25 protein-coding genes are annotated in these 25325 nt (G+C 73.2%); all 25 read left to right on the top strand.

Annotated features, from left to right (window positions below):
- The first annotated feature begins 5 nt into the window (after nt 1-5).
- The 25 genes from HYV93_10900 (at nt 6) to HYV93_10780 (ending at nt 25299) form a co-directional block, all read left to right on the top strand.
- The gene (locus tag HYV93_10900; GenBank protein ID MBI2526483.1) at nt 6-320 is read left to right on the top strand and encodes a hypothetical protein; all 315 of its coding nucleotides are present in this window, start codon (nt 6-8) and stop codon (nt 318-320) included.
- Nucleotides 295-1344: a DUF115 domain-containing protein gene (locus tag HYV93_10895; GenBank protein MBI2526482.1), complete on the top strand. Its 1050-nt coding sequence runs from the start codon at nt 295-297 to the stop codon at nt 1342-1344. Before HYV93_10900 ends, HYV93_10895 begins: the two co-directional genes overlap by 26 nt.
- Nucleotides 1337-2890: a B12-binding domain-containing radical SAM protein gene (locus tag HYV93_10890; protein ID MBI2526481.1), complete on the top strand. Its 1554-nt coding sequence runs from the start codon at nt 1337-1339 to the stop codon at nt 2888-2890. The genes HYV93_10895 and HYV93_10890 overlap by 8 nt, the downstream gene beginning before the upstream one ends.
- 14 nt (nt 2891-2904) lie before the next feature.
- Complete coding sequence (locus HYV93_10885; GenBank protein ID MBI2526480.1) at nt 2905-3888, top strand: Gfo/Idh/MocA family oxidoreductase; 984 nt, start codon at nt 2905-2907, stop codon at nt 3886-3888.
- Between the two features lie 4 nt (nt 3889-3892).
- Nucleotides 3893-4621 (top strand): acylneuraminate cytidylyltransferase family protein, encoded by a 729-nt coding sequence (locus tag HYV93_10880; GenBank protein MBI2526479.1) that lies wholly within the window; start codon nt 3893-3895, stop codon nt 4619-4621.
- Nucleotides 4622-4628: 7 nt separating this feature from the next.
- The gene (locus HYV93_10875; GenBank protein MBI2526478.1) at nt 4629-5273 is read left to right on the top strand and encodes a NeuD/PglB/VioB family sugar acetyltransferase; all 645 of its coding nucleotides are present in this window, start codon (nt 4629-4631) and stop codon (nt 5271-5273) included.
- Nucleotides 5270-7234: a hypothetical protein gene (locus HYV93_10870; protein MBI2526477.1), complete on the top strand. Its 1965-nt coding sequence runs from the start codon at nt 5270-5272 to the stop codon at nt 7232-7234. Before HYV93_10875 ends, HYV93_10870 begins: the two co-directional genes overlap by 4 nt.
- A complete protein-coding gene (neuB, locus tag HYV93_10865) occupies nt 7231-8292 on the top strand; it encodes an N-acetylneuraminate synthase (GenBank protein MBI2526476.1) in 1062 nt (353 codons plus the stop codon). The genes HYV93_10870 and neuB overlap by 4 nt, the downstream gene beginning before the upstream one ends.
- Entirely contained in the window at nt 8289-9455 is a 1167-nt protein-coding gene (neuC, locus tag HYV93_10860; protein ID MBI2526475.1) for a UDP-N-acetylglucosamine 2-epimerase (hydrolyzing), read from the top strand. Before neuB ends, neuC begins: the two co-directional genes overlap by 4 nt.
- A gap of 7 nt (nt 9456-9462) precedes the next feature.
- The gene (locus tag HYV93_10855; protein MBI2526474.1) at nt 9463-10521 is read left to right on the top strand and encodes a nucleotidyltransferase family protein; all 1059 of its coding nucleotides are present in this window, start codon (nt 9463-9465) and stop codon (nt 10519-10521) included.
- 91 nt (nt 10522-10612) lie between these two features.
- Nucleotides 10613-11905: a nucleotide sugar dehydrogenase gene (locus tag HYV93_10850; GenBank protein MBI2526473.1), complete on the top strand. Its 1293-nt coding sequence runs from the start codon at nt 10613-10615 to the stop codon at nt 11903-11905.
- Entirely contained in the window at nt 11898-12884 is a 987-nt protein-coding gene (locus tag HYV93_10845) for an NAD-dependent epimerase/dehydratase family protein (protein MBI2526472.1), read from the top strand. Before HYV93_10850 ends, HYV93_10845 begins: the two co-directional genes overlap by 8 nt.
- The gene (locus tag HYV93_10840; GenBank protein ID MBI2526471.1) at nt 12881-14047 is read left to right on the top strand and encodes a LegC family aminotransferase; all 1167 of its coding nucleotides are present in this window, start codon (nt 12881-12883) and stop codon (nt 14045-14047) included. Before HYV93_10845 ends, HYV93_10840 begins: the two co-directional genes overlap by 4 nt.
- The gene (locus tag HYV93_10835; protein ID MBI2526470.1) at nt 14044-14844 is read left to right on the top strand and encodes a methyltransferase domain-containing protein; all 801 of its coding nucleotides are present in this window, start codon (nt 14044-14046) and stop codon (nt 14842-14844) included. Before HYV93_10840 ends, HYV93_10835 begins: the two co-directional genes overlap by 4 nt.
- A 20-nt stretch (nt 14845-14864) precedes the next feature.
- A complete protein-coding gene (locus tag HYV93_10830) occupies nt 14865-15650 on the top strand; it encodes a polysaccharide deacetylase family protein (GenBank protein MBI2526469.1) in 786 nt (261 codons plus the stop codon).
- Nucleotides 15647-16945 carry a glycosyltransferase family 4 protein gene (locus HYV93_10825; protein MBI2526468.1) on the top strand — a complete coding sequence of 433 codons (1299 nt, stop codon included), beginning with the start codon at nt 15647-15649 and terminating at the stop codon, nt 16943-16945. The genes HYV93_10830 and HYV93_10825 overlap by 4 nt, the downstream gene beginning before the upstream one ends.
- Complete coding sequence (locus tag HYV93_10820; GenBank protein ID MBI2526467.1) at nt 16942-17604, top strand: methyltransferase domain-containing protein; 663 nt, start codon at nt 16942-16944, stop codon at nt 17602-17604. Before HYV93_10825 ends, HYV93_10820 begins: the two co-directional genes overlap by 4 nt.
- A 4-nt stretch (nt 17605-17608) precedes the next feature.
- Nucleotides 17609-18757 (top strand): glycosyltransferase family 4 protein, encoded by a 1149-nt coding sequence (locus HYV93_10815; GenBank protein ID MBI2526466.1) that lies wholly within the window; start codon nt 17609-17611, stop codon nt 18755-18757.
- On the top strand, nt 18754-19542 hold the full coding sequence (locus HYV93_10810) for a class I SAM-dependent methyltransferase (protein ID MBI2526465.1): 789 nt from the start codon (nt 18754-18756) through the stop codon (nt 19540-19542). The genes HYV93_10815 and HYV93_10810 overlap by 4 nt, the downstream gene beginning before the upstream one ends.
- Nucleotides 19542-20690 carry a glycosyltransferase family 4 protein gene (locus HYV93_10805; protein ID MBI2526464.1) on the top strand — a complete coding sequence of 383 codons (1149 nt, stop codon included), beginning with the start codon at nt 19542-19544 and terminating at the stop codon, nt 20688-20690. Before HYV93_10810 ends, HYV93_10805 begins: the two co-directional genes overlap by 1 nt.
- Nucleotides 20691-20692: 2 nt before the next feature.
- Nucleotides 20693-21520 carry a class I SAM-dependent methyltransferase gene (locus HYV93_10800; GenBank protein MBI2526463.1) on the top strand — a complete coding sequence of 276 codons (828 nt, stop codon included), beginning with the start codon at nt 20693-20695 and terminating at the stop codon, nt 21518-21520.
- Nucleotides 21521-21541: 21 nt separating this feature from the next.
- Nucleotides 21542-22480 carry a class I SAM-dependent methyltransferase gene (locus tag HYV93_10795; protein MBI2526462.1) on the top strand — a complete coding sequence of 313 codons (939 nt, stop codon included), beginning with the start codon at nt 21542-21544 and terminating at the stop codon, nt 22478-22480.
- A complete protein-coding gene (locus tag HYV93_10790) occupies nt 22477-23349 on the top strand; it encodes a class I SAM-dependent methyltransferase (GenBank protein ID MBI2526461.1) in 873 nt (290 codons plus the stop codon). Before HYV93_10795 ends, HYV93_10790 begins: the two co-directional genes overlap by 4 nt.
- Nucleotides 23346-24140 (top strand): glycosyltransferase, encoded by a 795-nt coding sequence (locus HYV93_10785; protein MBI2526460.1) that lies wholly within the window; start codon nt 23346-23348, stop codon nt 24138-24140. Before HYV93_10790 ends, HYV93_10785 begins: the two co-directional genes overlap by 4 nt.
- A gap of 1 nt (nt 24141) precedes the next feature.
- A complete protein-coding gene (locus tag HYV93_10780; GenBank protein ID MBI2526459.1) occupies nt 24142-25299 on the top strand; it encodes a glycosyltransferase in 1158 nt (385 codons plus the stop codon).
- Nucleotides 25300-25325: the final 26 nt, after the last annotated feature.

Genomic DNA, 25325 nt, shown 5'->3' with positions numbered 1-25325 from the left:
ACAGCATGAGCGACTATCTGAAGGGCAACTACGAGCTCGATGCGAAGATCGAGGCCGATGCCGCCGAGGGGACCGCCGACGCTGCCGACGCGTTCGAGCGCAAGGCGCTCTCGCGGCTCGGCGGCAGCATCTGCTTCGTGAGCAAGAAGCGGCTGATATGGAAGGGCGAGCCGCAGCCGGAGGCGAGGCGAGCGGAGATGGGGATGTCCCGAGCGGAGCGAGGGGGCGAGCCGGAGCCGGAGGCGAGGCGAGCGGAGATGGGGACCCGAGGCGGCGAGCCACCGGAAGTGGGCGATGGACCTGGGCCGACGAATAGCTAGCGCGCTCGAGGCGGCGACGTTCGAGCGCGTGGCGGCCGTCGGGCTCGCCAATGCCGAGCGGAACCGGCCCCGTATCGTGCGCTCCGTCCTCGAGCTCGCCGAGGCCTCCCTCGGGACCGGGAGCGCCGCGGTGGTCGTGGCGGCCGGGCCCAGCCTGGCCCGCCGGCGGAGCCTCGAGCGCCTGCGGGCCTCGGGCTTCGCAGGCACGATCGTGGCGGTGGACGGGGCCCTCGGCGCCTGCCTTCGGGTCGGCGTCCTCCCGCACGTCGTGGTGAGCGTGGACCCGCATCCGGAGCGCATCGTGCGCTGGTTCGGGGACCCCCGGCTGACCGCGCCCTCCGCTGACGACTACTTCCGCCGCCAGGAGATGGACCCCGTGCACAGCCAGGACGAGGTCGCCGCCAACCAGGCCCTCATCGAGCTCGTGGACGCCTGCAGCCCGAAGATCAAGGTCGCCGCGGCGACATCCGTCGCGCCCGCGGTGGTGGACCGCTGCGAGCGGGCGGGCCTGGAGATCTTCTGGTGGAACCCGATGCCCGACGACTACGAGCGCCCCGGCAGCCTCTCTCGCCGCCTCTGGGAGATGAACGGCCTGCCCTGCCTCAACGGCGGCGGCAACGTGGGGACGGCGGCCTGGGTGCTCACCCATGCCGTGCTCGGCAAGCGGCGGATCGCGCTGGTGGGCATGGACCTGGGCTACGCGCCGGGCACGCCCTATGCGAAGACCCAGTACTACCCGGAGCTGGTCGAGCTCCTGGGCGCCCGGTACCCCGAGGCCTTCATGCACACCGTGCATCCCGCGACGGGCGAGGTCTGGTTCAGCGACCCGGCCTACCACTGGTTCCGCGAGGTCTTTCTCGAGCTGGCCGCCGGCTCCGACTGCGAGACGCACAACTGCACCGAGGGCGGCCTCCTCTTCGGGCCCGGAATCACGCAGACGCCGCTCGAGGCGTTCCTCGCCACTGCAGCCGCCGATGGCTCTCCGGCGCGTCGCGCCGGCGCGCAGGATGCGCGACATGGCTAAGGTGCTCTTCGTCAACCCCGTGATGCGCGAGGAGGACGAGCCGCGGCACGTGCCCTACGGCATGGCGCTCCTGGCCGCCCTCGCCGTGCGGGACGGCCACCAGGTGCAGGTGTACGACCACAATGCCTGGCGCCCCTCGGACTCGGTGGTGGCGCAGGTGCTCCGGGCGGACCGCTGGGACGTGGTGGCGCTGGGCGGCATCACCACCGCCTACCGCTCGATCAAGCAGATCGTGGGCATGGCGAAGGCGGCGGCGCCCCAGGCACTCGTGGTGGCGGGCGGGGGCGTCCTGACGAGCATGCCGCACGACATCATGCGCTTCCTGCCCGAGGTCGACGTCGGCGTGGTCGGGGAGGCCTTCGTCTCCTTCCCCGAGCTGCTCCGCTGCGTGGACGCCGGCGCCCGCGACTGGGCCCAGGTGAAGGGGCTCGTCTGGCGCGAGCGCTCGGGGACGACCACGCTCAACCCGGAGCAGCCGCTCATCGCCGACCTGGACAGCCTGCCGTACCCGGCCTGGGAGCTCTTCCCGCTCGAGGTGTACTTCAAGAACAGCATGGCGCTCTTCTCCGAGGAGGGCATGCTCGCGCGGCGGCGGCTCGACATCAACGCGAGCTACGGCTGCTCGCTCATCTGCCGCTTCTGCTTCCATCTCGGTATCGCGGGCGACATGAAGCAGGCCCCGAACGAGCGCGGAGAGAACGACGTCACCTTCACCCACGACCGCAAGATCCGTTACCACAGCCCGCGCTACGTCGTGGACCTCGTCAAGTACGCGCGGCAGCGCTTCGGCGTGGACTTCATCGGGTTCCTCGACGAGAACCTGATGACCATGCACCAGTTCTCGGGCAAGACGTGGCTCACCGACATCGCGCGCCTGTGGATCGAGGAGGGGCTCCAGCCCCGGTGCGTCCGGGACGGCGTTCCCCACGACCCGGAGAAGTGCACGGGCGTCCACTGGGGCGGCACGAGTCACGCCACCCTCTGCTCGCCCGACGTGCTCCGGGCGATCAAGCACGCGGGGTGCTCGCACCTCGTCTACGGCTACGAGAGCTTCTCGCCGCGGGTGATGAAGACCATCGGCAAGGGCGCCACCCCCGAGACCAACGAGCGCTCGCTGCGCTGGACGCTCGAGGCCGGCATCCGCCCCATCCCGAACCAGATGATGGGCTTTCCCGACGAGGACTTCGACAGCCTCAAGGACAACATCCGCGCCTGGAACCGCCTGGGCCTCGCCGTGAAGCCCTTCTTCGCCACGCCCTATCCCGGGACCGAGTGGTACTACGCCCACAAGCAGCGCATCCTCGAGCAGTACGACGGAGACCTCGAGGCCTTCCTGCTGGACCTGGGCGACGCGACGCGGGTCACGGCCGTGATCTCGAAGAAGTTCAACGCCGTCGAGCTCTACGGGCTCCGGGAGCTCATGGTGCTCCGTGACATCCGCCGCATCGAGCAGTACGAGGCCGAGTGGAACCGGCTGCACGCCCATGATCCCGGGGCCGCGCTCGCGTCGGCCCGCCCGCCCGCGCTCGACACCGCCCGGAGCTGAGGAGACACGCCCCCGTGAAGCTCGCGATCATCGGACTCGGATCCATCGGCCGTCGCCACCTCGGCAATTTCCGCGCCGTGGGCGTGGAGACCCTCGCCGGCTACGACGCCTCGCCGGCCCAGCGGGAGGCGGCTGCGAGGGACTTCCCCTTCGCGACCATCGCGCCGACGGTCGAGGCGGCGCTCGAGGGGGCCCAGGGCGTGGCGATCTGCACGCCACCCGACTCCCACCTGGCCATCGGCCGCCTGGCCGCGGAGCGGGGCGCCCACCTCATGGTCGAGAAGCCCTTCGCCCACTCGGTGGCGGGCGTGGAGGAGCTCCTCACGCATTGCGATGCCAGGCGACTCGTGGTGCTCACCGCCTACAACTGGCGCTACTGGCCGCCCATGCGCTTCGCGAAGCAGCTCCTCGACGAGGGGCGCATCGGCCCGGTGCGCGCCGCGCGCACCGAGTACGCCTACCACCTGACCATCCGCTACCCGGGCAAGGACTACCGCAACTTCTACATGGCCGACGGCGCGCAGGGCGGGGGCTGCGTGCTCGACGAGAGCCATGCGATCGACTACATGCGCTGGCTCTGCGGCGAGATCACGCAGGTCAGCGCGGTCGTGGACCGGATCTCGAGCCTTGAGATCAGCACGGACGACATCGCCGACCTGACCGTCCGCTTCGCTTCGGGGACGGTGGGCAACATCCACATGAACCTCTTCGCCTGGAACATGCACGGCCATTTCGAGCTCATGGGGGAGCAGGGGGTGATCCAGTGGCGGCGCTTCGAGAACGAGATCCGCCTCTTCGAGCCCGCCGCCAACCGCTGGGAGGTCTACCCCTTCGCCTGCCAGCTCAACGACATGTACGTCGAGGAGGCCCGGCATTTCCTCGCGTGCATGCGCGGCGAGGCCACGCCGGCCTGCGACGGCTGGGACGGGCTCAAGACCATGCGCGTGATCGCCGCGGCGCAGAGGGCCTCGGTCGAGCGCCGCTGGGTCCAGGTGTAGCGCGATGGCGGCGGCGCGCCCGTACGCCTTCGGTGTCATCCCCGCCCGCGGCGGCTCCAAGGGGCTGCCGGGGAAGAACCTGCGGAAGCTCGGCGCGCTGTCGCTGATCGGGCAGGCCATCGCATCGGCCCGGGAGGCGCGCCTGCTCAGCCGCGTCGTCGTCTCCACCGATAGTGCCGAGATCGCGGAGGAGGCGCGGCAGCACGGCGCGGAGGTGCCCTTCCTGCGCCCCGCCGAGCTTGCCAGCGACCAGGCGGGCATGCTTCCCGTGCTCCAGCACGCGGTCCGGTGGCTGGAGGGGGCAGCGGGCGTGCGTCCCGACCTGGTGGTGACGCTGCAGCCGACCTCGCCGTTCCGGGCCGGGGAGGAGATCGACCGCGCCATCACGAAGGTGCTCGAGACCGGCGCCGACTCCGCGCAGACGCTCTGCGAGGCCTCGTACCACCCCTACTTCATGAAGACGCTCGACGGCGACCGCACGGTGGCGCTCTTTCCGGCGGGCCACACCTTCGTCCGGCGCCAGGACGCGCCGCCCGTCTACCAGCCGTCCGGCGCCGTCTACGTCACGCGCTACGCCACCCTCATGGGGCGCGGGCACATCCTCGGCGAGGACAATCGGGGGGTGGTGATGGGGTTCGAGGCCTCGGTCAATATCGACACGGAGTGGGACTTCCTCCTCGCCGAGCTCATCCTGCGCGAGGGGCGGGCGCCCATCCCGCCGGCGCGCCGCTGAGAACGCGGTGGCCGGTCGACTGCTGATCCTGGGAGCGGGCGGGCACGCGCGCGCCGTGGCCGACCTGGCCGCCGCGTGCGGGTGGACGGTGATCGGCTTCACCGACCCGGCGGCGCCGCCGGCAGGAGCTGCGGGAGGCCGCCCGGCCGTGATCGGCGACGACGTGGCCGCCGACGCCCTGGCGCGCGCCGGCGGCCTCGACGCCGGGGTGGTCGGCGTGGGCAATTCCGCGCTCGGCCGGCGGGCCGAGCTGTTCCAGCGGCTCGTGGGGCTCGGCGTCACCGTGCCGGCCCTCATCCATCCGCGCGCGGCGTGCTCTCCCTCGTGCCGGGTGGGCGCGGGCGCCGTGGTCTTCGCAGGGAGCGTGCTCGGAGCGGGAGTCGAGGTCGGCGCCAACGCCGTGCTCTACAGCGGCGTGCTGGCCGAGCACGAGTGCCGGATCGGGGAGCACGCCTACCTCTCCCCCGGCGTCATCCTCTCGGGCGCGGTCGTGATCGAGCCCGGCGCCTTCCTGGGTGCCGGGGCCGTGGTGCTCCCGGGTCTCACCGTGGGGAGGCAGGCGGTGGTGGCGGCCGGAGCCGTGGTCACACGGGATGTGCCCGCCCGCCAGACCGTCATGGGTGTGCCGGCGCGGCCGCCAGGCAGCCGATGAGCCGGATCCTTCTCGTCACCCAGTCAACCCGGAGCCACGGCGAGTTCCGCCGTCCGTGGGTGCGCGCGGCCTACCGTCGCTACGTGAGGCGCTATCGGGACCGCGTCGCGACGGCCCTGGCCAGGCTGGCCCGGGAGGGCCAGGTGACCTTGCTCAGCGCCCGCGAGCTGGTGGACCCCGCCCGCGTGCCGGCGGGCGTCGCGATCCGCTTCTACGACGAGGAGTCCCTGAAGGTCGACTCCGAGGAGGTGGCGGACCTGACGCGGCGCCTCACCTCGGCCTGGTGGCCGGAGCCGGAGGCAGAGCCCGACCTGTCGTACCGCGGCGTGTGGCTGCCCGATCTCCTCCCCCTGGCCCGTGGCATCGTCCTTCGGATGGATGTCGCCGAGCCGCTCGGGATCGTGGAGCGCGCGTGGCAGGACGCCAGGCCCACGCGGCTCGTCCTGCTGAGCGGGGCCTCGAGTCTCGAGCGTCTGGCGGGCCTCGTGGGACGGCGCGAGGGTCTCGCCGCCGAGATCGCGGCCCCGCGCTTCCTGGGGGCGCGCCTGTACGCGCGCGCCTACCGGGCGCTGCAGCCCCGGGAGGAGCGGCTCCGGCTCCGGACGGCGCTGACATTTCCGCGGCGCCCGCGCCGGGCCAGGGCGCCCGCCGCCGGCCGGCGCATCGTGTTCGCGACCTGCCGGCCGCGCCATCACTTCGTCGTGGATCCTCTGGCGGAGGCCGTGCGCGCCGCGGGGGGGAACCCGCACGTCGTGGCCTCCCCCGCGGTCGACCCGGAGCTCGTGGCCAAGCTGACGGGGCTCGGCGCCGCGGGCGTGACCTGGGACTATCTCAGCGACTTCCTGCCATGCGCCGCCGCCGCCCGTCTCGTCCGCCGCTACCGGCGCAGCTTCCGCGCCATGTGGCGGCGGATCACCGCCGGGCGCGCCCTCGAGCGGGAGCTCCGGTGGCGGGGGCTTTCCCTGGCCGAGGTGGCGCGGCCGCTCCTGCGAGACTCCGTGGAGCGGACTCTGCTCGTGGCCGTGCTCTTCCAGGAGGCGGCCTTCCGGGCTCTCGACGCGCTCCAGCCGGTCGCCGTGGTCGTCACCAGCAATCGGCGCTACGCCGAGCGGGCGCTGGCGCTGGCCGCGCGGGAGCGTCACATCCCCTGCCTGCTCTTCTCCGGCAGCCTCCTCATGGGCCGCGACCAGTCGCGGATGTTCGACATCGCCGACCGCATGCTCGTCATCGGCGAGGACCTCAAGGTGCGGCTGGTCAGGGAGCAGAAGGTGGACCCCGCGCTCGTGTCGGTGGTGGGCGATCCCCGCTCCAATGCCGCGAGGCTCTTGCCGCCGGAGCGGCTCCGCGAGGAGGTGTTCAGGGACTTCGGCCTCGCTCCCGACAGGCCGCTCCTCGTGATGGTCTCCAAGTACGTGTCCCTCCTCTTCTCGAGCGAGGAGAAGCAGGCCTTCTACCGGACCGTGCTGGAGAGCCTCCCGCTGCTGCCTCCCCTGCACGTGGTGGTGAAGGTCCATCCGAACGAGGACATGACGCTCCTCGGCGAGCAGGTCCGGAGCTGGGGCTGGCCGGATGCCCGGTTCACCAAGGACTACGACATCCACCGCCTGTTCGGCGCCGCCGACGCGGCCGTGATGGTCACCTCCATGGCCGGCATGGAGGCGATGGCGCTCGGCTGCCCGGTGGTGGCCGTCCAGGCGCCCGGGAAGGACTACGAGGGCGAGTACATGCCCGCCTACGTCGGGGAGGGCGCGGCCGCCCGAGTGGACATGGGGGACCCGCGCGGCCTGGCCGCCACCCTCGGGAGGCTCCTCACCGATGACGAGGCGCGCGCGGCCCTCATCGAGCGGGGCGCCAAGTTCGCCGCGCGCTACGTCCATCGGGTGGACGGGGCGCTCGGCCAGCGCCTCCTCGGTGTGGTGGACGAGATCGGCCAGGAGCTTCGCCAGGTGAGGCGGCCATGAGCGGGCGGGAGTTCGCTGTCGCCGGCCGGCGCATCGGTCCCGGCGCCCCGGTGTTCGTGGTGGCCGAGGCCGGCGTCAACCATAACGGGGAGCGGGCGCTGGCCCGGCGCCTCGTGGACGCCGCCGCCGAGGCCGGCGCCGACGCGGTGAAGTTCCAGACCTTCAGCACGGAGGCGCTCGTGAGCCGGGACGCCCCCAAGGCGAACTACCAGCGGGAAGCCACCGGAGAGGCGGGGAGCCAGGGCGAGATGCTGGCGCGGCTCGAGCTCGACGCGGGCGCTCACCGGGAGATCCGGGACCGCTGCGCCGAGCGCGGCCTCGTCTTCTTCTCGACGCCCTTCGACGCGGCGAGCGCCGACCTCCTCGAGCGCCTAGGCGTGCCCTGCTTCAAGCTGGGCTCGGGGGAGATCACCAATCTCCCGTTCCTCCGCCACGTGGGCGCCAAGGGCAAGCCCGTCATCGTCTCCACCGGCATGTCGACGCTCGACGAGGTCGCGCAGGCCGTGGCCGCCCTGCGGGAGGCGGGCGAGGCGCCGCTGGCCCTGCTGCACTGCCTGAGCGCCTATCCGGCGCCCGCCGCCGAGATGAATCTCCGCGCCATGGACACGCTCTCCCAGCGCTTCGGCTGTCCGGTGGGGCTCTCCGACCACACCAGCGGGATCGAGATCGCGGTGGCGGCCGTGGCCCGCGGGGCGGCCATCATCGAGAAGCATCTGACCCTCGACAAGGGGTTGCCCGGGCCCGATCACCGCGCGTCACTGGACCCCGGGGAGTTCGCCGCCCTCGTGCGCGCCACCCGCTGCGTGGAGGCGGCGCTCGGCGACGGCCGCAAGCGTCCCATGCCCGCGGAGGCCGACACGCGGCGCGTCGCCCGCAAGAGCCTGGTGGCAGCCCGTGCCATCACGGCCGGCCAGCGGCTGGCGGCCGCCGACGTGGCCATCAAGCGGCCGGGCACGGGCATCTCGCCGGCCGACCTGCCCCGCGCCCTCGGGCGGGTCGTCAGGCGCGACGTGGCGCCCGACGAGGTGATCGGCTGGGAGACCCTGGGCGAGCCATGACCCCGCCCGCCCGCGCCCTCGGCGTGGTCTCCGTCAGCCGGTCGGACTGGGGCCACCTCCTGCCCGTTCTCGAGGAGATACGGCGGGTGCCGGACCTCAGCCTGCTCCTCCTCGTGGCAGGCATGCATCTCGAGGCCGACTTCGGCCTCACCGTGCGGGCCATCGAGGCCGACGGCTGGCCCATCGCGGCGCGGATCCCGATGAGCGAGACCGACGACTCGCCGGAAGGGATCGCGCGCTCCACCGCCCAGGGCGTGGCGGGCTTCGCCCGGGCCTTCACCGAGACTCGCCCGGATCTGCTGGTGGTGCTCGGCGACCGCTTCGAGATGCTCGCGGCCGCGGTGGCCGCGCTGCCCTTCGCGCTGCCCGTCGCCCACATCCACGGCGGCGAGGCATCGGAGGGGGCGATGGACAACCAGATCCGCCATGCCATCAGCAAGCTGGCCCATCTGCACCTGGCCTCCGCGCCGGTGCACGCCACCCGCATCGCGCAGCTGGGGGAGGAGCGCTGGCGGATCCACGCTGTGGGCGCGCCCGGCCTCGACCGCATCCGGCCCGCCGCGCTCCTCTCCAGAGAGGACACCGCCCGGGCGCTCGGGATTCCCGTCGCAGCTCGCTGGCTCCTGGCGACCTTCCATCCGGTGACCCTCGAGTCCGCCGACGCGGGCGCGCAGGTGGACGAGCTCTTGGCCGCGCTGGAGAAGATCGAGGGCGCGCTGGTGATCACCTATCCCAATGCCGACACCGCCGGGCGAGTCATCATCGACCGGATCGAGGAGTTCGCGGCGCGCCAGCCGCGCTGCCGGCTGGCCAGGAGCCTGGGCGACCGCCTCTATCTCTCCCTGCTCTCCCACGCGGCGGTCATGGTCGGCAACTCCTCGAGCGGGCTCATCGAGGCCCCGTCCTTCGGGCTGCCCGTCGTCAATGTCGGCAGCCGACAGCGCGGCCGGCTGCGCGGGCGCAATGTCGTCGATGTCGGCTACGGCCGGGAGGACATCGTCCGCGGCGTCGAGGCGGCGCTCACGCCGGGCTTCCGCGCGGGGCTGCGTGAGGCCGCCAATCCCTATGGCGACGGCCGCGCCGCCCCGCGCATCGTGGAGCTGCTCCGGGCGGTGTCCCTCGACGCGCGCTTGATCCAGAAGCGGTCGGCGGATGCGGAGTGAGCGCTGGATGAGCCCCATCGGCGATGTCCTGGTGGCCGCGGGGGCGAGCCTGCGCGAGGTGATCGAGCGGATCACCCGCAGCGGGAAGCAGATCGCCCTGGTGGTGGACGGCGCCGGCCGCCTGCTCGGACTCCTCACCGACGGCGATCTCCGCAAGGCCATCCTCCGTGGCGTCTCCCTGGAGGCCAGCGCTGGCGAGGTGATGAACCGCGCGCCGGTGGTGGCGACGGCCGGGCTCGGGGCGGCCGAGGCGCTGGACCTCATGCGGGCCCGTACCATCCGGCACCTTCCGCTCCTCGCCGGCGACGGGACGGTGGTGGACCTCCTGAGGCTGGAGGACCTCCTGGCGCCGCCTCCGCCGCTCCGCTGCCGGGCGGTGATCATGGCGGGCGGAGAGGGCCGGCGGCTCCGGCCCCTCACCGAGTCCACCCCCAAGCCCCTCCTCAGCGTGGGCGGCAAGCCCCTCGTCGAGATCCTCATCGAGCGCCTCCGCCAGTCGGGGATCGCGGAGGTGCTGATCGCGGTCCACCACAAGTCGGGGATGATCCGGGAGCGGCTGGGCGACGGCAGTCGCCTCGGGGTGCGCATCGAGTACGCGGAGGAGCCGCGGCCGCTCGGGACCATGGGCGCCCTCCCGCTCCTCCGCGAGCGGCTGGATCACGCCTTCTTCGTCGTCAACGCCGACATCCTCACCCGGTGCGACTTCCGGGCCATGTGGGAGTTCCACCGGAGCCAGGGGGGGGCTGCGATGACGGTGGGCGTGTCGGTCCATCAGGTGGACATCCCCTACGGCGAGTTCACGCTGAGCGGCGACCGGGTGGTCCGCGTGGAGGAGAAGCCGCGCAAGGAGTTCCCCATCAACGCGGGGATCTACCTCCTCGAGCCGTCGGTGATCGACCTGATCCCCGCCGGCCGCTACTTCGACGCCACCGATCTGATCCGCCTGCTCATCGACGCGGGGAAGCCCGTGGCGGCCCACCTCATCCGCGAGTACTGGCTCGATGTCGGCCGCCACCACGACCTCGAGAAGGCCAACCGCGACATGGCCGAAGGCCTGCTGGATTGAAGTGCGAGCCGAAGCGCGCGCTGGCGGTGAGGGGAGCGATGGACCCGGGGGGGTGCGAGCCGAAGCGCGCCCTGGCGGTGAGGCGAGCGCGATGACCGCGATCGGCGTCGTCGGCCTGGGCTATGTCGGGCTGACGCTGGCGGTGACGCTGTGCCGCAAGGGCTTCGCGGTCCACGGGATGGACGCCTCCCCGGATGTCCTGGCCGCCCTCGGCGCCGGCCGGCCCCATCTCTTCGAGCCGGGGGTGGAGGAAGGGCTGCGACGCTTCCTGGGGGAGCGTCTCCATGTGGGGTCGGCCTTGCCAGCCGGGGGGCTCGACGCCGCCATCCTGTGCGTGTCGACGCCGGTGAGCCCGGACACGCATGCCCCCGAGCTGGGCAACCTGAGGCTGGCGGCCCGCCACATCGCGGAGCGCTGCGGGGAGGACACGCTCGTCATCGTGCGCTCCACGGTGCCGGTGGGGGCCACACGGGAGGTCGTGCTTCCCGAGCTCCGCGCGCGCTGGGCGCGGCCGCGGCTGGCCTTCGCACCCGAGCGCACGATCCAGGGCCAGGCCCTGCGCGAGCTGGAGGAGCTGCCCCAGGTGGTCGGTGGGCTGGACGCCGAGAGCCGCGAGCGCGCGGTGGCGCTCTTCGCCCGCGTGACCCGGCGGGTCGTCCTCGTGGCCTCGCTGGAGACGGCCGAGCTCGTGAAGCTGGTGAACAACTGCCACACCGACCTGATCTACTCCTATGGCAACGAGGTGGCGCTCATCGCGGAGCGCTTCCGCCTCGACCCGCTGGAAGTGATCCGGGCCGCCAATCTCGACTACCCGCGACCGGACCTGGCCAGTCCCGGCTTCGTGGGCGGCGGGTGCCTGTCCAAGGACCCCTACATCCTCCTGAGTGCCGCGACGCGGGCGGGGTATGCCCCCTGGCTGGTCGGCCAGGCCCGCGGCCTCAACGAGCGGCTCCCGCTACACGTGGCGGAGCGGCTGGTGGCCCTCATCCGCGAGACGCGCGGCAGGGCCGAGGGCGCCAGGCTCTGCGTCCTCGGCTGGGCCTACAAGGGCTGGCCGCCCACCGACGACATGCGGGGAACGCCCATCGTCCCCATGCTCCCCCTGTTCCGCGCCGCCGGGCTCGCCCTGCGGGGCCATGACTTCCTCGTCCGGGGTGACGTGATCGCGGGCCTCGGCGCGACGCCCGTGACGCTCGAGGCGGGCTTCGATGGGGCCGACGCGGTCCTCGTCGTCACCAATCACCCGGACTACGCCAGGGCCGATCTCCCGAAGCTCCTCGGCGCGCTCAGGCGTCCGGCCGTGCTCTACGACTGCTGGCGCATCCTGGGCGAGGAGGCGGCGCGAGCCGCCGGAGTCCGCTATGCGGGGATCGGCTATGGCTAGAATCCTCGTCCTCGGCGGGGCCGGCTTCATCGGCTACCATCTGGCCTCGCGCCTGGCCGGGGAGGGGCATGCCCTGACCCTGGTCGACGACCTCTCCCGGGGCCGCCGGGACGCGGAGCTCCAGGCCCTCTGCGCCCGCCCGAACGTCGTGCTCGTCCAGGCAGATCTCACGCGCCCTGGCGCGCTCGGCTCGCTGCCGCGCCAGTGGGAGCAGGTGTACATGCTGGCGGCCGTGGTGGGAGTCCGGAACGTCGAGAGCGATCCCGCGCGCGTCATCCGCGTCAACACACGCTCCGTGCTGGAGGTGCTCGACTGGCTGCCCGGCGGCGGCGAGGTGCTCTTCTTCGCCTCCACCAGCGAGACCTATGCGGGCGGCGTCACGGCAGGGGCGCTGCCCGTGCCCACGCCCGAGGATGTGCCGCTCTCCGTCCCCGACGTGGCCGCCCCGCGCTTCGCCTACGCCGCCAGCAAGATCCTGGGCGAGGCCGCGGTGATCCATACCGCGCGGGCCCGCCGTCTTCCCGTCGTGATCGGCCGCTTCCACAATGTCTACGGGCCGCGCATGGGCACCGACCACGTCGTCCCGGAGCTGTCCCTCCGCGCCGTCAGGCGGGAGCGCCCCTTCCGCCTCTACGGCGCCGCGCAGCGTCGCGCCTTCTGCCACGTGGCCGACGCCGTGGAGGCCATGACCCGTCTCGTGGCGGTCGAGGCCGCCCGGGGACGGGTCGTGAACATCGGCAATGACGGCGAGGAGACCACGATGGAGGACCTCCTGCGGATCATCCTGCGGGCGGCCCGCTTCGAGCCCGCCATCCAGCACCTGCCCGCCCCGCCGGGCTCGGTGGAGCGCCGCTGTCCCGACCTGACGCGGCTCCGCGCCCTGACGGGCTTCGCCCCGAAGGTGCCGCTCGAGGCAGGGGTCGGGGAGACCTTCGACTGGTACCGGGCCTGGTGGGAGCGACGCGGAGGCCGGCCGTGATCCCGCGCACGCCCCCCATTCCGAACGCTGTGCCCCGGCTCGCGGGCAATGAGTGGAGGTACCTCAAGGAGTGCCTCGACACGAACTGGGTCTCCTCGGCCGGGCCGTTCATCGAGCGCTTCGAGCGTGAGGTGGCGCGCTACGTGGGCGCTCCCCACGCCGTGGCGACAGTCAATGGCACCGCCGCGCTCCACGTGGCGCTGAGGGTCGCCGGCGTCGAGCCCGGCGACGAGGTGCTGGTCCCCAGTCTGACCTTCATCGCCACCGCCAATGCCGTCGCCTACTGTGGCGCGCATCCGGTATTCCTCGACTCGGAGGAGGCCTCCTGGGGGGTGGACCCGCAGAAGGTGGCCGACTTCCTCGCCCGGGAGTGCCTCACGAGGGCCGGGCGCACCGTCAACCGCGCCACCGGCCGCGTCGTGCGCGCGCTCCTGCCGGTGCATCTCTACGGCCACCCTTGCGACCTCGACCCGCTGCTCGAGGTGGCCGGCCGCTATCCGCTGGCGATCGTCGAGGACGCGGCCGAGGCGCTGGGCGCGCGGTATCGGGGCCGCCGCGTGGGCGGCGACGGGCGGCTCGCCTGTCTGTCCTTCAACGGAAACAAGATCATCACGACGGGGGGGGGCGGCATGGTGCTGACCGGGGATGCCGCGCTGGCCGGCCGCCTGCGGACGCTGACCACGCAAGCCCGCACCGACCCCATCGAGTACATCCACGAGGAGCTGGGCTTCAACTACCGCCTCACCAATATCCAGGCGGCCCTCGGCGTGGCCCAGCTCGAGCAGCTCGACGGCTTCATCGAGTCCAAGCGCGCCACCGCCGCCTTCTACCGGGAGGCCCTGGGGGCCATCGACGGCGTGCGCCCGTTCGTCGAGGCTCCCTGGGCGCGCTCGAGCTACTGGATGGCCGCGGCGCTCCTGCCGCAGCGGCGCTGCCCCGATGTCCGGGCGCTGCTGCGGGAGCTCAGCGCCGCCGGCATCGGCGCCCGGCCGCTGTGGCGCCCGCTGCACCTGCAGCCGCTCTTCGCCGGCGCCCAGGCCTATCGCGTGGACGTCGCCACCCGGCTCTACGACCGCGGGCTGTCGCTGCCGTGCTCGGTGGGGATCACACCCGAGGAACGGGTGACCGTCGTGGAGGCGCTTCGCTCGCGGCTCTCGCCATGAGCCCGGCCGGCTCCCCGCGCCCATGGCCCGAGCCCGTCCGCCGTCGGGTCGCCGAGTACTACACCCGCTATTACCGTGACACCCTCGGCATCCCCGCCTGGGCGGCACTGGTCGAGGCGCGCCTTGACGAGGAGACCCACGAGGCGATGCACCTGGATCGGCTCGAGGCGGCCCTCGGGCGCACGGTGGCGGGGCTGGCGATCCTGAACGTGGGCTGTGGCACGGGAGGGTTCACCGTGATCGCGCGGCGGGCGGGCGCCGCCGCCATGGGCGTGGACACCGAGCCCGAGGCCGTCGAGATCTGCCGGCTCAAGGCGGCGGCCGAGGGAGCCGGCGGCCCGATCCTGGCAGCGGCGGAGCATCTGCCGTTCAGCGCAGGTGCTTTCGACCTCGTGTACTGCTTCTCCACGCTCGAGCACGTCGCCGATGCGGCCGCGGCCGTGCGGGAGATGGTACGCGTGGTCAGGACGGGCGGCGCGCTCTACCTTCACGCGCCGAGCGCCCTGGCCTGCTACGAGGGGCATTACAAGCTCTTCTGGCTTCCGGGGATGCCGCGGACCGTGGCGCGCTGCTACCTGCGGCTGCGGGGACGGCCCACGCGCTTCGTCGACACGCTCACGCCGCTCCTGCGCGGGCCGCTCGAGCGGCTGCTTCGGGACGCCGGCACGCGCATCGTCCCGCTGGGCCCGTCCGGGACGCGCGCCCGGGAGTCGGGGAGCCCCCTCTGGCCGATGATCCGCGGCTACTACCGGCTCTTCCGCATCTCGCCGAGCATCGAGATCCTGGCGTGGAAGTGAGCGTGGGAGGCGGCCCCGGGGTGAGCGCGTCGCCGATGGCGCTGCGCATGGACGATGTGGGGGCCGCCTCCAAGCGCCACGAGGTGTACGGGCTCACCCGCCTCAGGCTGGGCGGGATGGCGCTGCCGCTGCCCGGCAATGTCCTCTTCCTCAAGTACCTGCCGCCGATCAAGCGATGGGGGCCGTATCGGGAGCTCGCCGCCTCGGACTGGGAGGCGTTGCTCGGGCAGCTCGCCGCCCGGGGTTGCCGCATGACGGTGGCCGTCACCGCCGGCTGGGTGGAAGCCGATGGCGCGGTCAGGGCCTACCCGGAGAAGTTTCCCGAGGCGAGCCGGCTCCTGCGCCAGGGGGTCGAGCGGGGCCTGCTCGAGGTCGCCAACCACGGCTACACCCACTGCCTCCTCGACCGAGGGCGGTTCCGCCCCCGCTGGTTCTCGGGGAACCGTGCCGCACACCGCGAGTTCTACGACTGGCTCCCGGAGGCCGTCCACCGCGAGCATCTCCGCCGAGCCCAGGCGATCCTCCAGGACTTCCTCGGCCGCGCCGTCGAGACCTTCGTGCCCCCCGGCAATGTGCTCTCGCGCAAGACGCTGGCCGCCGCCGCCGAGACCGGGCTCCGCTACCTCTCCTGTCTCGGCGCCCTCCGCTGGGCGCCCGCCGAGGGGCTGACCCCGATCGACGACGCGCGCGTCCTGGCCTTCCATGACAGGGACGTGGTGCTGGGTGGGCTTCCGTGGCTGGAGCGGCTGCTGCTGGCGGCGCCCGCCGGTGGCTACGTCACGGTGCGCGAGGCAGCGACGGCATGAACGTCTGCCTCGCCAACGAGTATTTCCCGCCGCATGCTCCCGGCGGCGCGGAGTGGAGCACCGAGGCGCTCGCCCGGGCGCTCGCCCGCCGCGGGCTCCGCGTCGTGGTGGTCACGCCCAATTACGGCGCCCCGGCCGTGGAGGAGCGCGACGGAGTCCGCGTGCGGCGCTTCCCGTTCCCCCTCAAGCGCGAACCCGGGCGCCCCGGGCTGCCGCCGCGCGTGCTGCGGAGCCCGCTCTTCGCCCTCTGGGCCGGGCTCCAGCTGGCGCGGATCGCGCGCGCCGAGGGCGCCCAGGTCCTGCACGCCCAGAACAAGCACATGCTGCTGCCCGGCATCATCGCCCGCGCGCTCACCCGGGTGCCGCTGGTGCTCACGATCCGCGACGGAAGCCTCATCGACGCGGCGCCCATGTGCCTGCACCACGGGGACAGGCGGCCCGCCGACTGCGGCGTGCGGAAGCTCTGGCGCGAGTGCTCCGAGGAGTACTTCGCCCTGTACGGGGCGGGACGGCGCCGCCGGCTTCGCGTCAAGCTGGGCTTCCTGGCCGGCTGGCTCGATGCCTCGTTCAAGCAGCGCCTGCTCAGGCGGCTCGACGCCGTGGTCGGCGTGAGCGACGGGATCCTCGACGTCTACCGGCGCTCCGGTCTCCTCGAGGGGGTGCGTCGGGTCCGGACGATCCACACCATTCCCCCCGTCTTGGTGCCCGCCTCCGAGGAGCGGGCCGCCGCCCTGCGCCGGGCCCACGGGCTCGCGGGCCACCCCGTCATCCTCTGCGTGGGCAAGCTCTCTCCCGGCAAGGGCACGCCCGACGTGGCGGCGGCCGCCGCCCGCGTGGTCGAGACGGTTCCCGAGGCCCTGTTCGTCTTCGTGGGCGACGGCGAGCTCCCCGGCGCCAGCGGGGCCCCCTGGATCCGCCGGCTGGGGGCCTTGCCCAATGCCGAGGTGCTCGCGCTGTACGCCGTGGCCGACATGGTGGTGACACCCTCGGTGATTCCCGACGCGCTGAGCCGGGTGATCGTCGAGGCGATGACGGCCGGCCGGCCCGTCATCGGCACCCGTGTGGGCGGCACCCCCGAGCTCATCGAGGACGGCGTCACCGGCCTCCTGGTGGAGCGGGGCGACCCCGATGGGCTGGCGCGCGCCATCACGCGGCTCCTCGCCGACGACGCGCTCCGGCGCGCGCTCGGCACCCAGGCGCGGCGCCACATCGAGCGGCAGCTGGATGCCGAGACGAGCGTCGACCTGATGCTCGCTCTCTACCGAGAGGTGCGGGGCGAGGCGCAGGCGTCATGATCCGCACCTCCCTCGGAGCCTCCCATCGCCGCACCCTCCTGGACGCCGAGCTCGCGCGCTGTGCGGGGAGCTTCAGGGGCGTGGTGCTGGACGTGGGCGGCCGGCGCCAGCCGCGCGGACGCTTCCGCCCGCCCCGGGGCGCCGTCAGGCGCTGGGTGCTGCTGAACATCGACCCGCGGGCCGAGCCGGACATCCTGGGCGATGCCGAGGCGCTCCCCATCAGGGAAGCCTCGGTGGACCGGATCCTGTGCCAGGAAGTCATACAGTACGTGGACCGCTACGAGACCATGCTGGCCGAGTTCAGTCGCGTCCTCGTCCCGGATGGCCAGCTGGTGCTCTCGGCGCCGCTCCTGCACCGGGTGGATCACATCGCCGATCGCCAGCGCTTCTCGGGGGGGCGGCTGGTGGAGCTTCTCGAGCGCGCCGGTCTCCGCGTGGACCAGGTCACCCAGCAGGGATACTTCTTCGGCACCCTCGCCCACATGCTGCGCCAGGCCGGGGCCCAGGTGGCCTCGCGGCCGCTGCGAGCGCTCCTGGCGCTGCCCGTGCTCGCGGTGGGCTTCTGCCTGGGCCGGCTCGACCACCGCGCGGCGACGGCCCGCTCGGCCTTTCTCTCCAGCTACACGACCGGCTATGTCGTCATCGCCCGGAAGCGGTGACGGCATGCGGATCTGCACGCCTCATTGCGGTGTGGCCCCCGAGACGACCTCGGGGGGAGAAACCTACGAGCGGGAGCTCCTGGTCCGGCTCGGCCGCGCCGGGGCCCGGATCGAGATCATCCTGGCACGGGGCCGACCGTATCCCGCCGAGGCGCAGAACTGGACCGTCCACCGCTTCCCGATGGGCCGGGGGCTGCGCTGGTGGGTCGCCCCCGCCGTGGTGCCCCGGGCCGTCAAGCGGGTCTGGGACAGCGTGGGCTTCGACCTCCTCCGGGTCCACTCCCTGCGGTACATCGGCCCCTCGGCCCTGTGGGCGCGGCGCCGCTTCGGACTGGATGTGCCGGTGGTCGCCCATCACCATCACCTGGACCCGAGCCCGCTCAACGCCCTCATCGAGAAGCGCGTCGTCGAGGGCGCCGACGCCGTGGTGGTGGGCAGCGAGTTCGGCCGGCGGCAGCTCGGCGAGGATCTCGGGGCGCGGACCGATCACGTGTCGGTGGTCCACTACGGCGTCGATCCCGTCTTCGCGCCGCGCCCGCGCCGGGCGGACCTGGTGGAGCGCTACGGGCTCCGCGGCCGGCCCGCCGTGCTCTTCTTCGGCGGCCTCAAGCCGCGGAAGAACCTCTTCCTCCTCCTCGATGTCTGGAGCGCGGTGGTCGCCCGCCGGCCGGAGGCGCGGCTCCTCCTGGCGGGAGGCGGCCCGCTCCTCGGGGCGCTGCGCCGACACGCGCGGCGGATCGGGCTCGGGGAGAGCGTGGTGTTCACCGGCTACGTTCCGGACGCCGAGAAGGCCCCGCACTTCAACCTCGGCGACGTCTTCGTCTTCCCCTCCGCCATGGAGGGGTTCGGGCTCACCGTGGCCGAGGCCATGTCCTCGGCCGTGCCGGTGGTGGCCTCGGACCGGGGCTCGATCCCCGAGCTGGTGCGGGACGGCGAGGCGGGCTTCCTGTGCGACCCGGCGGCACCGGGCCGCTTCGTGGAGCGGCTGCTTCTCCTGCTCGAGGACAGCGGGCTGCGGGCACGGCTCGGGGCCGCCGGCCGCGAGCGGGTCGACAGGTTGTTCCGCTGGGAGGGGTGTGTCGACGGGACGCGCCGGGTCTACGAGCGGGCGCTGGAGGCGTGGCGCCGCCGCGGCGGGAAGGGGACCGCGTGACCGCGCTCGGGCGACTCCTGGTACGGGCCGTGGACCTCGTCAACCGTCGTGGCAAGGCCGTGGGCGTCCGGCTCGTGCACTGGACGGGGAAGCGCCCGTACCCCATTCACCCCAAGCACCTCGTCGGGCATGCGTGGCACGACTGGTACCTGCCGTACCTGGACGCCGGGGATCTCGTCCTCGATGTCGGCTGCGCCAACGGTGCCCATCTCCGGCGCGCGGCGACGCGCTGCCGCGCCATCGTCGGCTTCGACTACGACCTGGGCCAGCTGCCCATCGCCGCGCGGGGGATCCGCGAGCAGGGCCTCGCCAATGCGCGGGTCTTCGCCTGGGACATCACCGGGCCCTTTCCCTTCCCCGACCGCCTGTTCGACGCCGCGCTCTTCCTCGACGTGATCGAGCATCTGACGCCGCGCGTGGGCGTGCTCCGCGAGATCCGCCGCGTGCTGAAGGACGATGGGCACCTGCTGGTCTCGGGGCCCAACCGCGAGACGCGCTGGCGGCAGACCCTGCGGGAGGCGGCGCTGTTCGCCTACTCCGATCCCGATCACAAGATCGAGTACACGCGGGCGGAGTTCCTGGCCGAGCTCCGCGCGGGCGGCTTCACGGTCGAGGGCGACCTCATGCCGGTGGTGCTGGACACGCCCTGGGCGGGTGCCATCGACGCCATCGGGGGACTCTCGCTGACGCTCTATGACCGTCTGAGCCGGTGGAAGCGAGCCGCCGTGCTGCGCCGGCCGCAGGAGAGCACGGGCTTCCGCGCGGTGGCGAGGAAGGCGCCCTGATGCGGGTCGGGCTCCTGCCTGCCCTCGGCGGCGGCATCCGCGAGCTGGCGACGACGGGCCAGCAGTCCCGGCTCGTCGACGGCTACCTGCGTCCCTATGCGCGGGCCTTCGACGGTCTCTACTACTTCAGCTATCTGCCGGAATCCCTGGCCGAGTTCACCGACGATCCGGAGCTGCTGGCGCGCGTGACGGTGCTCGCGTCCCCACGACCCCTGTGGCGGGGCCGGCGGGCCCTGGCGATGACGCGCGCCCATGCCACCGAGTTCCGCCAGTGCGACGTCCTGAGGGTGTTCCAGATCACGGGCGTGATCCCGGCGCTGGCCGCACGCCGTCGCTTCGGCATCCCCTATGTCACGACCTATGGCTTCTCCTATGGCCGCCTCTCCCGCCCGGGCCCGAAGCGCTGGGTCAAGGCGGTCGTGGAGCGCCGGGGGCTCAGGCGCGCTGCCGCCGTGATCGCCACCACCGAGGCGCTGCGCGCGCGCGCGCTGTCGCTGGGCGCGCGGCGGGTGGAGCTGATCCCCAACGGGGTCGACACCGGGCTCTTCGCCTTTCGCGGGGACCGCGCGGGACGCCCGCCGGGAGCGCCTCGACGGATCCTCTACGTCGGGCGCCTGTCTGAAGAGAAGAACCTGGAGACGCTGGTGTGGGCGACCAAGCCGGCCGGCGCCGCGATCCAGGCCCAGCACGGAGCCGGGGTCCAGCTCGTCACCGTTGGTGCCGGGCCTCAGAAGGACGAGCTCGAGGCTCTGGCAAGGGAGCTTCGCGCTGACGTGCAGTTCCTGGGCGTGATGGACCAGAGGACGCTGCCCGAGATCTACGCGTCGGCCGACGCGTTCGTCCTGGCCTCGTTCACCGAGGGCCACCCGAAGGTGCTCCTCGAGGCCATGGCCTGCGGGCTGCCCTGCGTGGCGTCCGACTGCGAGGGGAATCGGTCGATCGTCACCCACGAGAAGACCGGGCTCCTGTTCGATCCGCGGAGCCCAGAGGCGCTCTCCTCCTGCCTCGTCCGGGTGCTCACCGAGCCCGGGCTCGCGGCCTCGCTGGCGAGCGCTGCCCGCGCGCTCATCGAGGAGCGCTACGGTCTCCCGGCCCTCGTGGCGCGGGAGATCGCGCTCCTCGAGGACGTGGGGCGGGGGAGGCGCTAGGGGTGCCGCTGGCCTACTACTCGCGCTCGGCCACCTCCGCGTTCTGGAGCGAGCACTGGGGCGGGCACTCCGTGGAGGAGCTCCTGGCTGTCGCGGTCCGCTCCCCCCTCACCGGCCTCATCGAGCGCCACCTGCCCGCCGACGGCCGTTTCCTGGAGGCGGGCTGCGGGCTCGGCCAGTACGTGCTGCTCCTGAGGGCGCGCGGACGGGCCGCGGTCGGCGCCGACTGGAGCCTCGAGGCGCTCCGTCAGGGGGTTCGCGCCGGCGCGCCGCTCGCCGTGATGGACCTTCGCGCGCTCGCCGTCCGGGACGGGGCGGTGCGGGCGTATCTCTCCCTGGGAGTCGTCGAGCACGATCCCGGCGGTCCCGACGCCATCGTCGCCGAGGCGGCCCGCGTCCTCGCTCCGGGCGGAACGCTCCTGCTGTCGGTCCCGTACTGGAATGGCGCGCGCCGGCTCCTCGGCCCCTGGCTGGCGCGCGAGGCGCGGCGGAGCCGCGCCCGGGGTGGCGACTTCTACCAGTTCGCCTTCACGCGGGGCGAGGTGTGCCGCTTCCTCGAGGCGCGCGGGTTCCAGGTCCGCTCCTTCCATCCCTACGATCCCGCCCGCATGCTTCGGCAGGCGCTCCGCGGCGTCACGCGGCGGGAGCGCAGGCTCCCCGCAGGGGTGGGAGCACCGGTCACTCACCGCCCCCCACACGCGCCAGCGCCTCCGCCGGGGGTCCGTGCCGCCGTGGGGCGGATCCTCCGGGGCCTCCTCTACGCGCCGCCCACCCTGCGCCTCTTCGCCCACATGATCCTCGCCGTGGCGGTCAAGCCTTCGCGCCGCTGAGCCGTTGCTATACTGCCAGGGATGAGCGAACCCGACTACCGGCTCCGCGACCTCGGCGATCGGCGCGTGCTCACCGTCGCCGGCCACGAGTACAGCACGGCCTACAGCGAGCGCGTCGTGCGCATGCTCGTCGAGCGCAAGGGGGCCCGCCGCGCGGCGCTCTACTTCCCGTTCAAGGAGAGCCGGGGCCGCCATTTCCTGGAGCCGCTGTTCCGCTACCTCCGGGGCCGCGGAGCCCGCGGCCTGTCCGTGCTCGAAGTCGGCTGCTCCTTCGGCCACATCACCGAGTACGTGGCCGAGCAGCCCGAGGTGGCCCGGATCGCGACCTTCGACACGGATCCCGCCTTCGTCGCCATGGTCCGCGCCAAGGTCGAGGAGCTCGGTCTCGGCCGGGTCCGGGAGGTCGCGCTCCTCGGCAACGACGAGACGCAGCGCCTGGCGTATGCCGATGGCGCCTTCGACCTCGTCCTCGTCATCGGCGTGATCGAGCACCTGCCGGTGCGCACCCGGCGCGCGCAGGTGGACGAGTACTACCGCGTCCTCGCGCCCGGCGGCCACATCGCCATCCTGGACACGCCGAATCGGCTCTTTCCCCTCGAGACGCACTCGGTGGGGCTGCCGCTGGTGCAGTGGCTGCCGTCTGGGCTCGCGTACCGCTACGCGCGGGCTCTCAGGGCCGGCACGTTCCGGGCGGTGCCCTACGAGGAGTTCACGGCGGACGGGACGGGCTGGCGCAACGCCTCGCTCCGTGAGTGCCTGCCCTCGACGGGCGGGGCCGGCCTCGAGGATGCCACCGAGGCGGCGGGCTACGGCTGGCGCTTCTTCCGCGACACCGCGCGCTCGCGCGCCCGGCGGGCCGTGCTCCCGCTCTTCGCCATCTGCTGCGCGCTCCTGGCGGCGGCGGGGCAGAGCCCCTCTCTGGCCCTCCCGTACTTCAACCTCGTGTTCCGCAAGCGGTGATCCGCATCGAGATCGGGCGGCGGAACTATCTCCTGTACCTGCTGCTGCCCCATCCGCTCAAGCTCGCGCTCCTGTCGCCCGCCTCGCGCGAGCGGCTCGACCGGATCAACCGCGCGTTCAACGAGGAGATCTACTCCGGGGAGAGGGCCGCCGCCTACGACAGCATCCACGGCTACGCCGAGGCGGAACAGCACGAGTACCCGGCGCAGCCCCTCGTCGCTTCCCACTGGGCTCCCGAGGGCTATGGCCGCGCACTGGAGCTCGGGGCCGGCAGCGGCTACTTCACGGCGCTCATCGCCCGCCGGGCCGAGCGCGTCCTCGCCGTGGAGCCCGTCCCCGACCTCGCGCGCCTGCTGCGCGAGCGCTGCCGGGCGGAGGGGCTGGCCAACGTGGAGGTGGTGACCGCCACCGCGGAGACCTGGGCCGCCGGGGTCGCCGCCGGCGCCTTCGACTCGGCGCTGGTCATCCAGAGCCTCCACCACTTCCACCGGCGCCCCGAGGTCTTCGCGACGCTGGCCCGGGCGCTCAGGCCCGCGGGGCGGCTCTACCTGCTCGAGCCCCACCACAATCTGCTCCGGGCCGCCCGCCTCTTCCGCAAGTACCTGGCCACCTATCACGCGCGCGAGTTCTGGACCGACGAGCGCAACTGGGCGACCCACGACTTCGTCACCCGCGGCGAGCTGGGCCGGCTGTGCCGCGGAGCGGGCTTCACCGGGGTGCGCGTCTCGGGCTACTGGATCCCGTGCTCCCGGCGGGTCGCCCCGGATGCCGAGCGCCGCTTCCGCCTCGAGCGGCGCTTCGGACGGCTGCCCGGTGTGAGGCACTGGGCCCGGGTGCTGGCCCTGGAGGCCCGGCGGGCCCCGGCGTGAGCGCGCCCGCGGTATCGGTGCTGATGGCCGTCCGGGACGGCGCCCCCTGGGTGCGGGAGGCGGTCGAGAGCGTGCTCACCCAGACCGCCGGAGACCTGGAGCTCATCGTGATCGACGATGGCTCCACCGACGGGACCCCCGGGCTCCTCGAGGCGGTGCCCGATCCGAGGCTCAGGCTGGAGCGCGGGAAGCCCCGGGGGCTCACGCCCGCGCTGAACCGGGCGCTGGGGCTGGCCCGGGCCCCTCTCGTGGCCCGGCTCGATGCCGATGACCTCGCGCTGCCCGAACGGCTGGCTCGCCAGCGCGTCTTCCTCGACGCCCACCCGGAGGTGGGGCTCCTGGGGACGGCGGCGCGTGAGGTGGACGGCGCCGGACGCGAGGTGCGCGTGGTCCGCCCCCCGGAGGACGATGCCGCCCTCCGGCGCGCGCTGATCCGCGAGAACCCCTTCGTCCACTCCTCGGTGATGCTGCGGCGCTGGCTCTGCGAGCGGGCAGGCGGCTACGACGAGACGCTCCCGGTGGCCCAGGACTACGACCTGTGGATGCGCCTGAGCCGCGCCACCCGCATGGCCAACCTGCGCGATGTGCTCGTGGTCCGGCGGCTCTTGCCCGGCCGGGTCTCGATCGAGCGGGAGGGAGACCGCCTGCGCACGGAGGCCCGGGTGCGCTGGCAGGCGATCCGCCGCGGCGACTATCCCTGGCGCTGCGCGGTGCACGCCCTGCGCCCGGCCGCGGCGCTCGCGCTGCCCGCGGCGCTGCGGCGCGGGCTGCGGGCGGCGCTGGGGCGCTGAGGTGTCAGCCCCGATACGGGTGCTCGAGCTGCTCGTCTCGTCGGAGCTCGGCGGTGGGCCTGCCCATGTCCGCGACGTGATCGCGCGGCTGCCGCGGACGGAGTTCGCCGTCAGCGTCGGGACGCCGGGCGGGGGCCCGTACGTGGAGACGTTTCGACAGCTCGGAGCCCACGTGGTGGAGGTGGCCTCCGACCGGCTCTCGCCGGGCGCCCTGAGCGCGGTCGTCCGCCTCGTCCGCCGGCACGGGATCCGGCTGGTGCATTCCCACGGCAAGGGCGCCGGGCTGTACGGCAGGCTCGGCGCCCGCGCGGTAGGCATCCCGGCCATCCACACCTTTCACGGTCTGCACTACTCGGGGTACCCGCCGGGCCTGCGCTGGGGGTACCTCGCACTCGAGCGTGGGCTGGCGCGCCTCACACACACCCTCGTCCATGTCTCCGAGAGTCAGGCGCGCGAGGCGAGAGCGCTCGGGCTCTCACCCGTGAACCGCTCCCGGGTGATCGTCAACGGGATCGACCTGGCGCGGGTGAGGGCCCTCGCCGGAGAGCGGCCGCTGACCCGCGAGGCGCTCGGGCTCCCGCCCCGGGCGCTCGTGATCGGCACCATCGCCCGCTTCGACCCGGTGAAGGCGCTCGGCGTCCTGCTGGAGGGACTCTCCGCGCTGGCCGCGCGCTTCCCGTCGGTGGCGCTCCTGCTCGTGGGGCAGGGGGGCGGGGAGCGGGAGCTGCGGGCGCGCGCCGCCGCGCTCGGGGTCCACGGGCGGGTGGTCTTTGCCGGAGCCATTCCCGACGCGGCGCGGTGCCTGCCCGCCATGGATGTCTACGCCTCCGCCTCGCTCGGAGAGGGGCTGCCGCTGACGCTCCTCGAGGCCATGGCCTGCGAGGTTCCCGTGGTCGCCACCCGGGTGCCGGGGCATGTCGATGTGGTCGAGGAGGGCGTGACCGGCTTGCTGGTGCCGGCGCGGGATCCGCGGGCGCTGGCCGCGGCGGTGGGGGCGCTCCTGGGGGACGACGCGCGGAGAGGCGTCATGGGGGCCGAGGGGCGGGCGCGCGTGGCCAGGCACTTCTCGGCCGATCGCATGGCGGCCGAGGTCGCCACGCTCTACCGCGAGGTCCTGCGGGCTTTTCCAGCGTCCGACTGCGTCGCGTCTAGGTTATAATGCGGGTCGTTTCGCGCAGAGATTCG

This window comes from Candidatus Rokuibacteriota bacterium (assembly GCA_016188005.1).
Taxonomy (GTDB): Bacteria; Methylomirabilota; Methylomirabilia; order Rokubacteriales; family CSP1-6; genus UBA12499.
The sequence above is the reverse complement of the archived record's forward strand: the minus strand, read 5'-3'. Positions and strand labels throughout refer to the sequence as shown.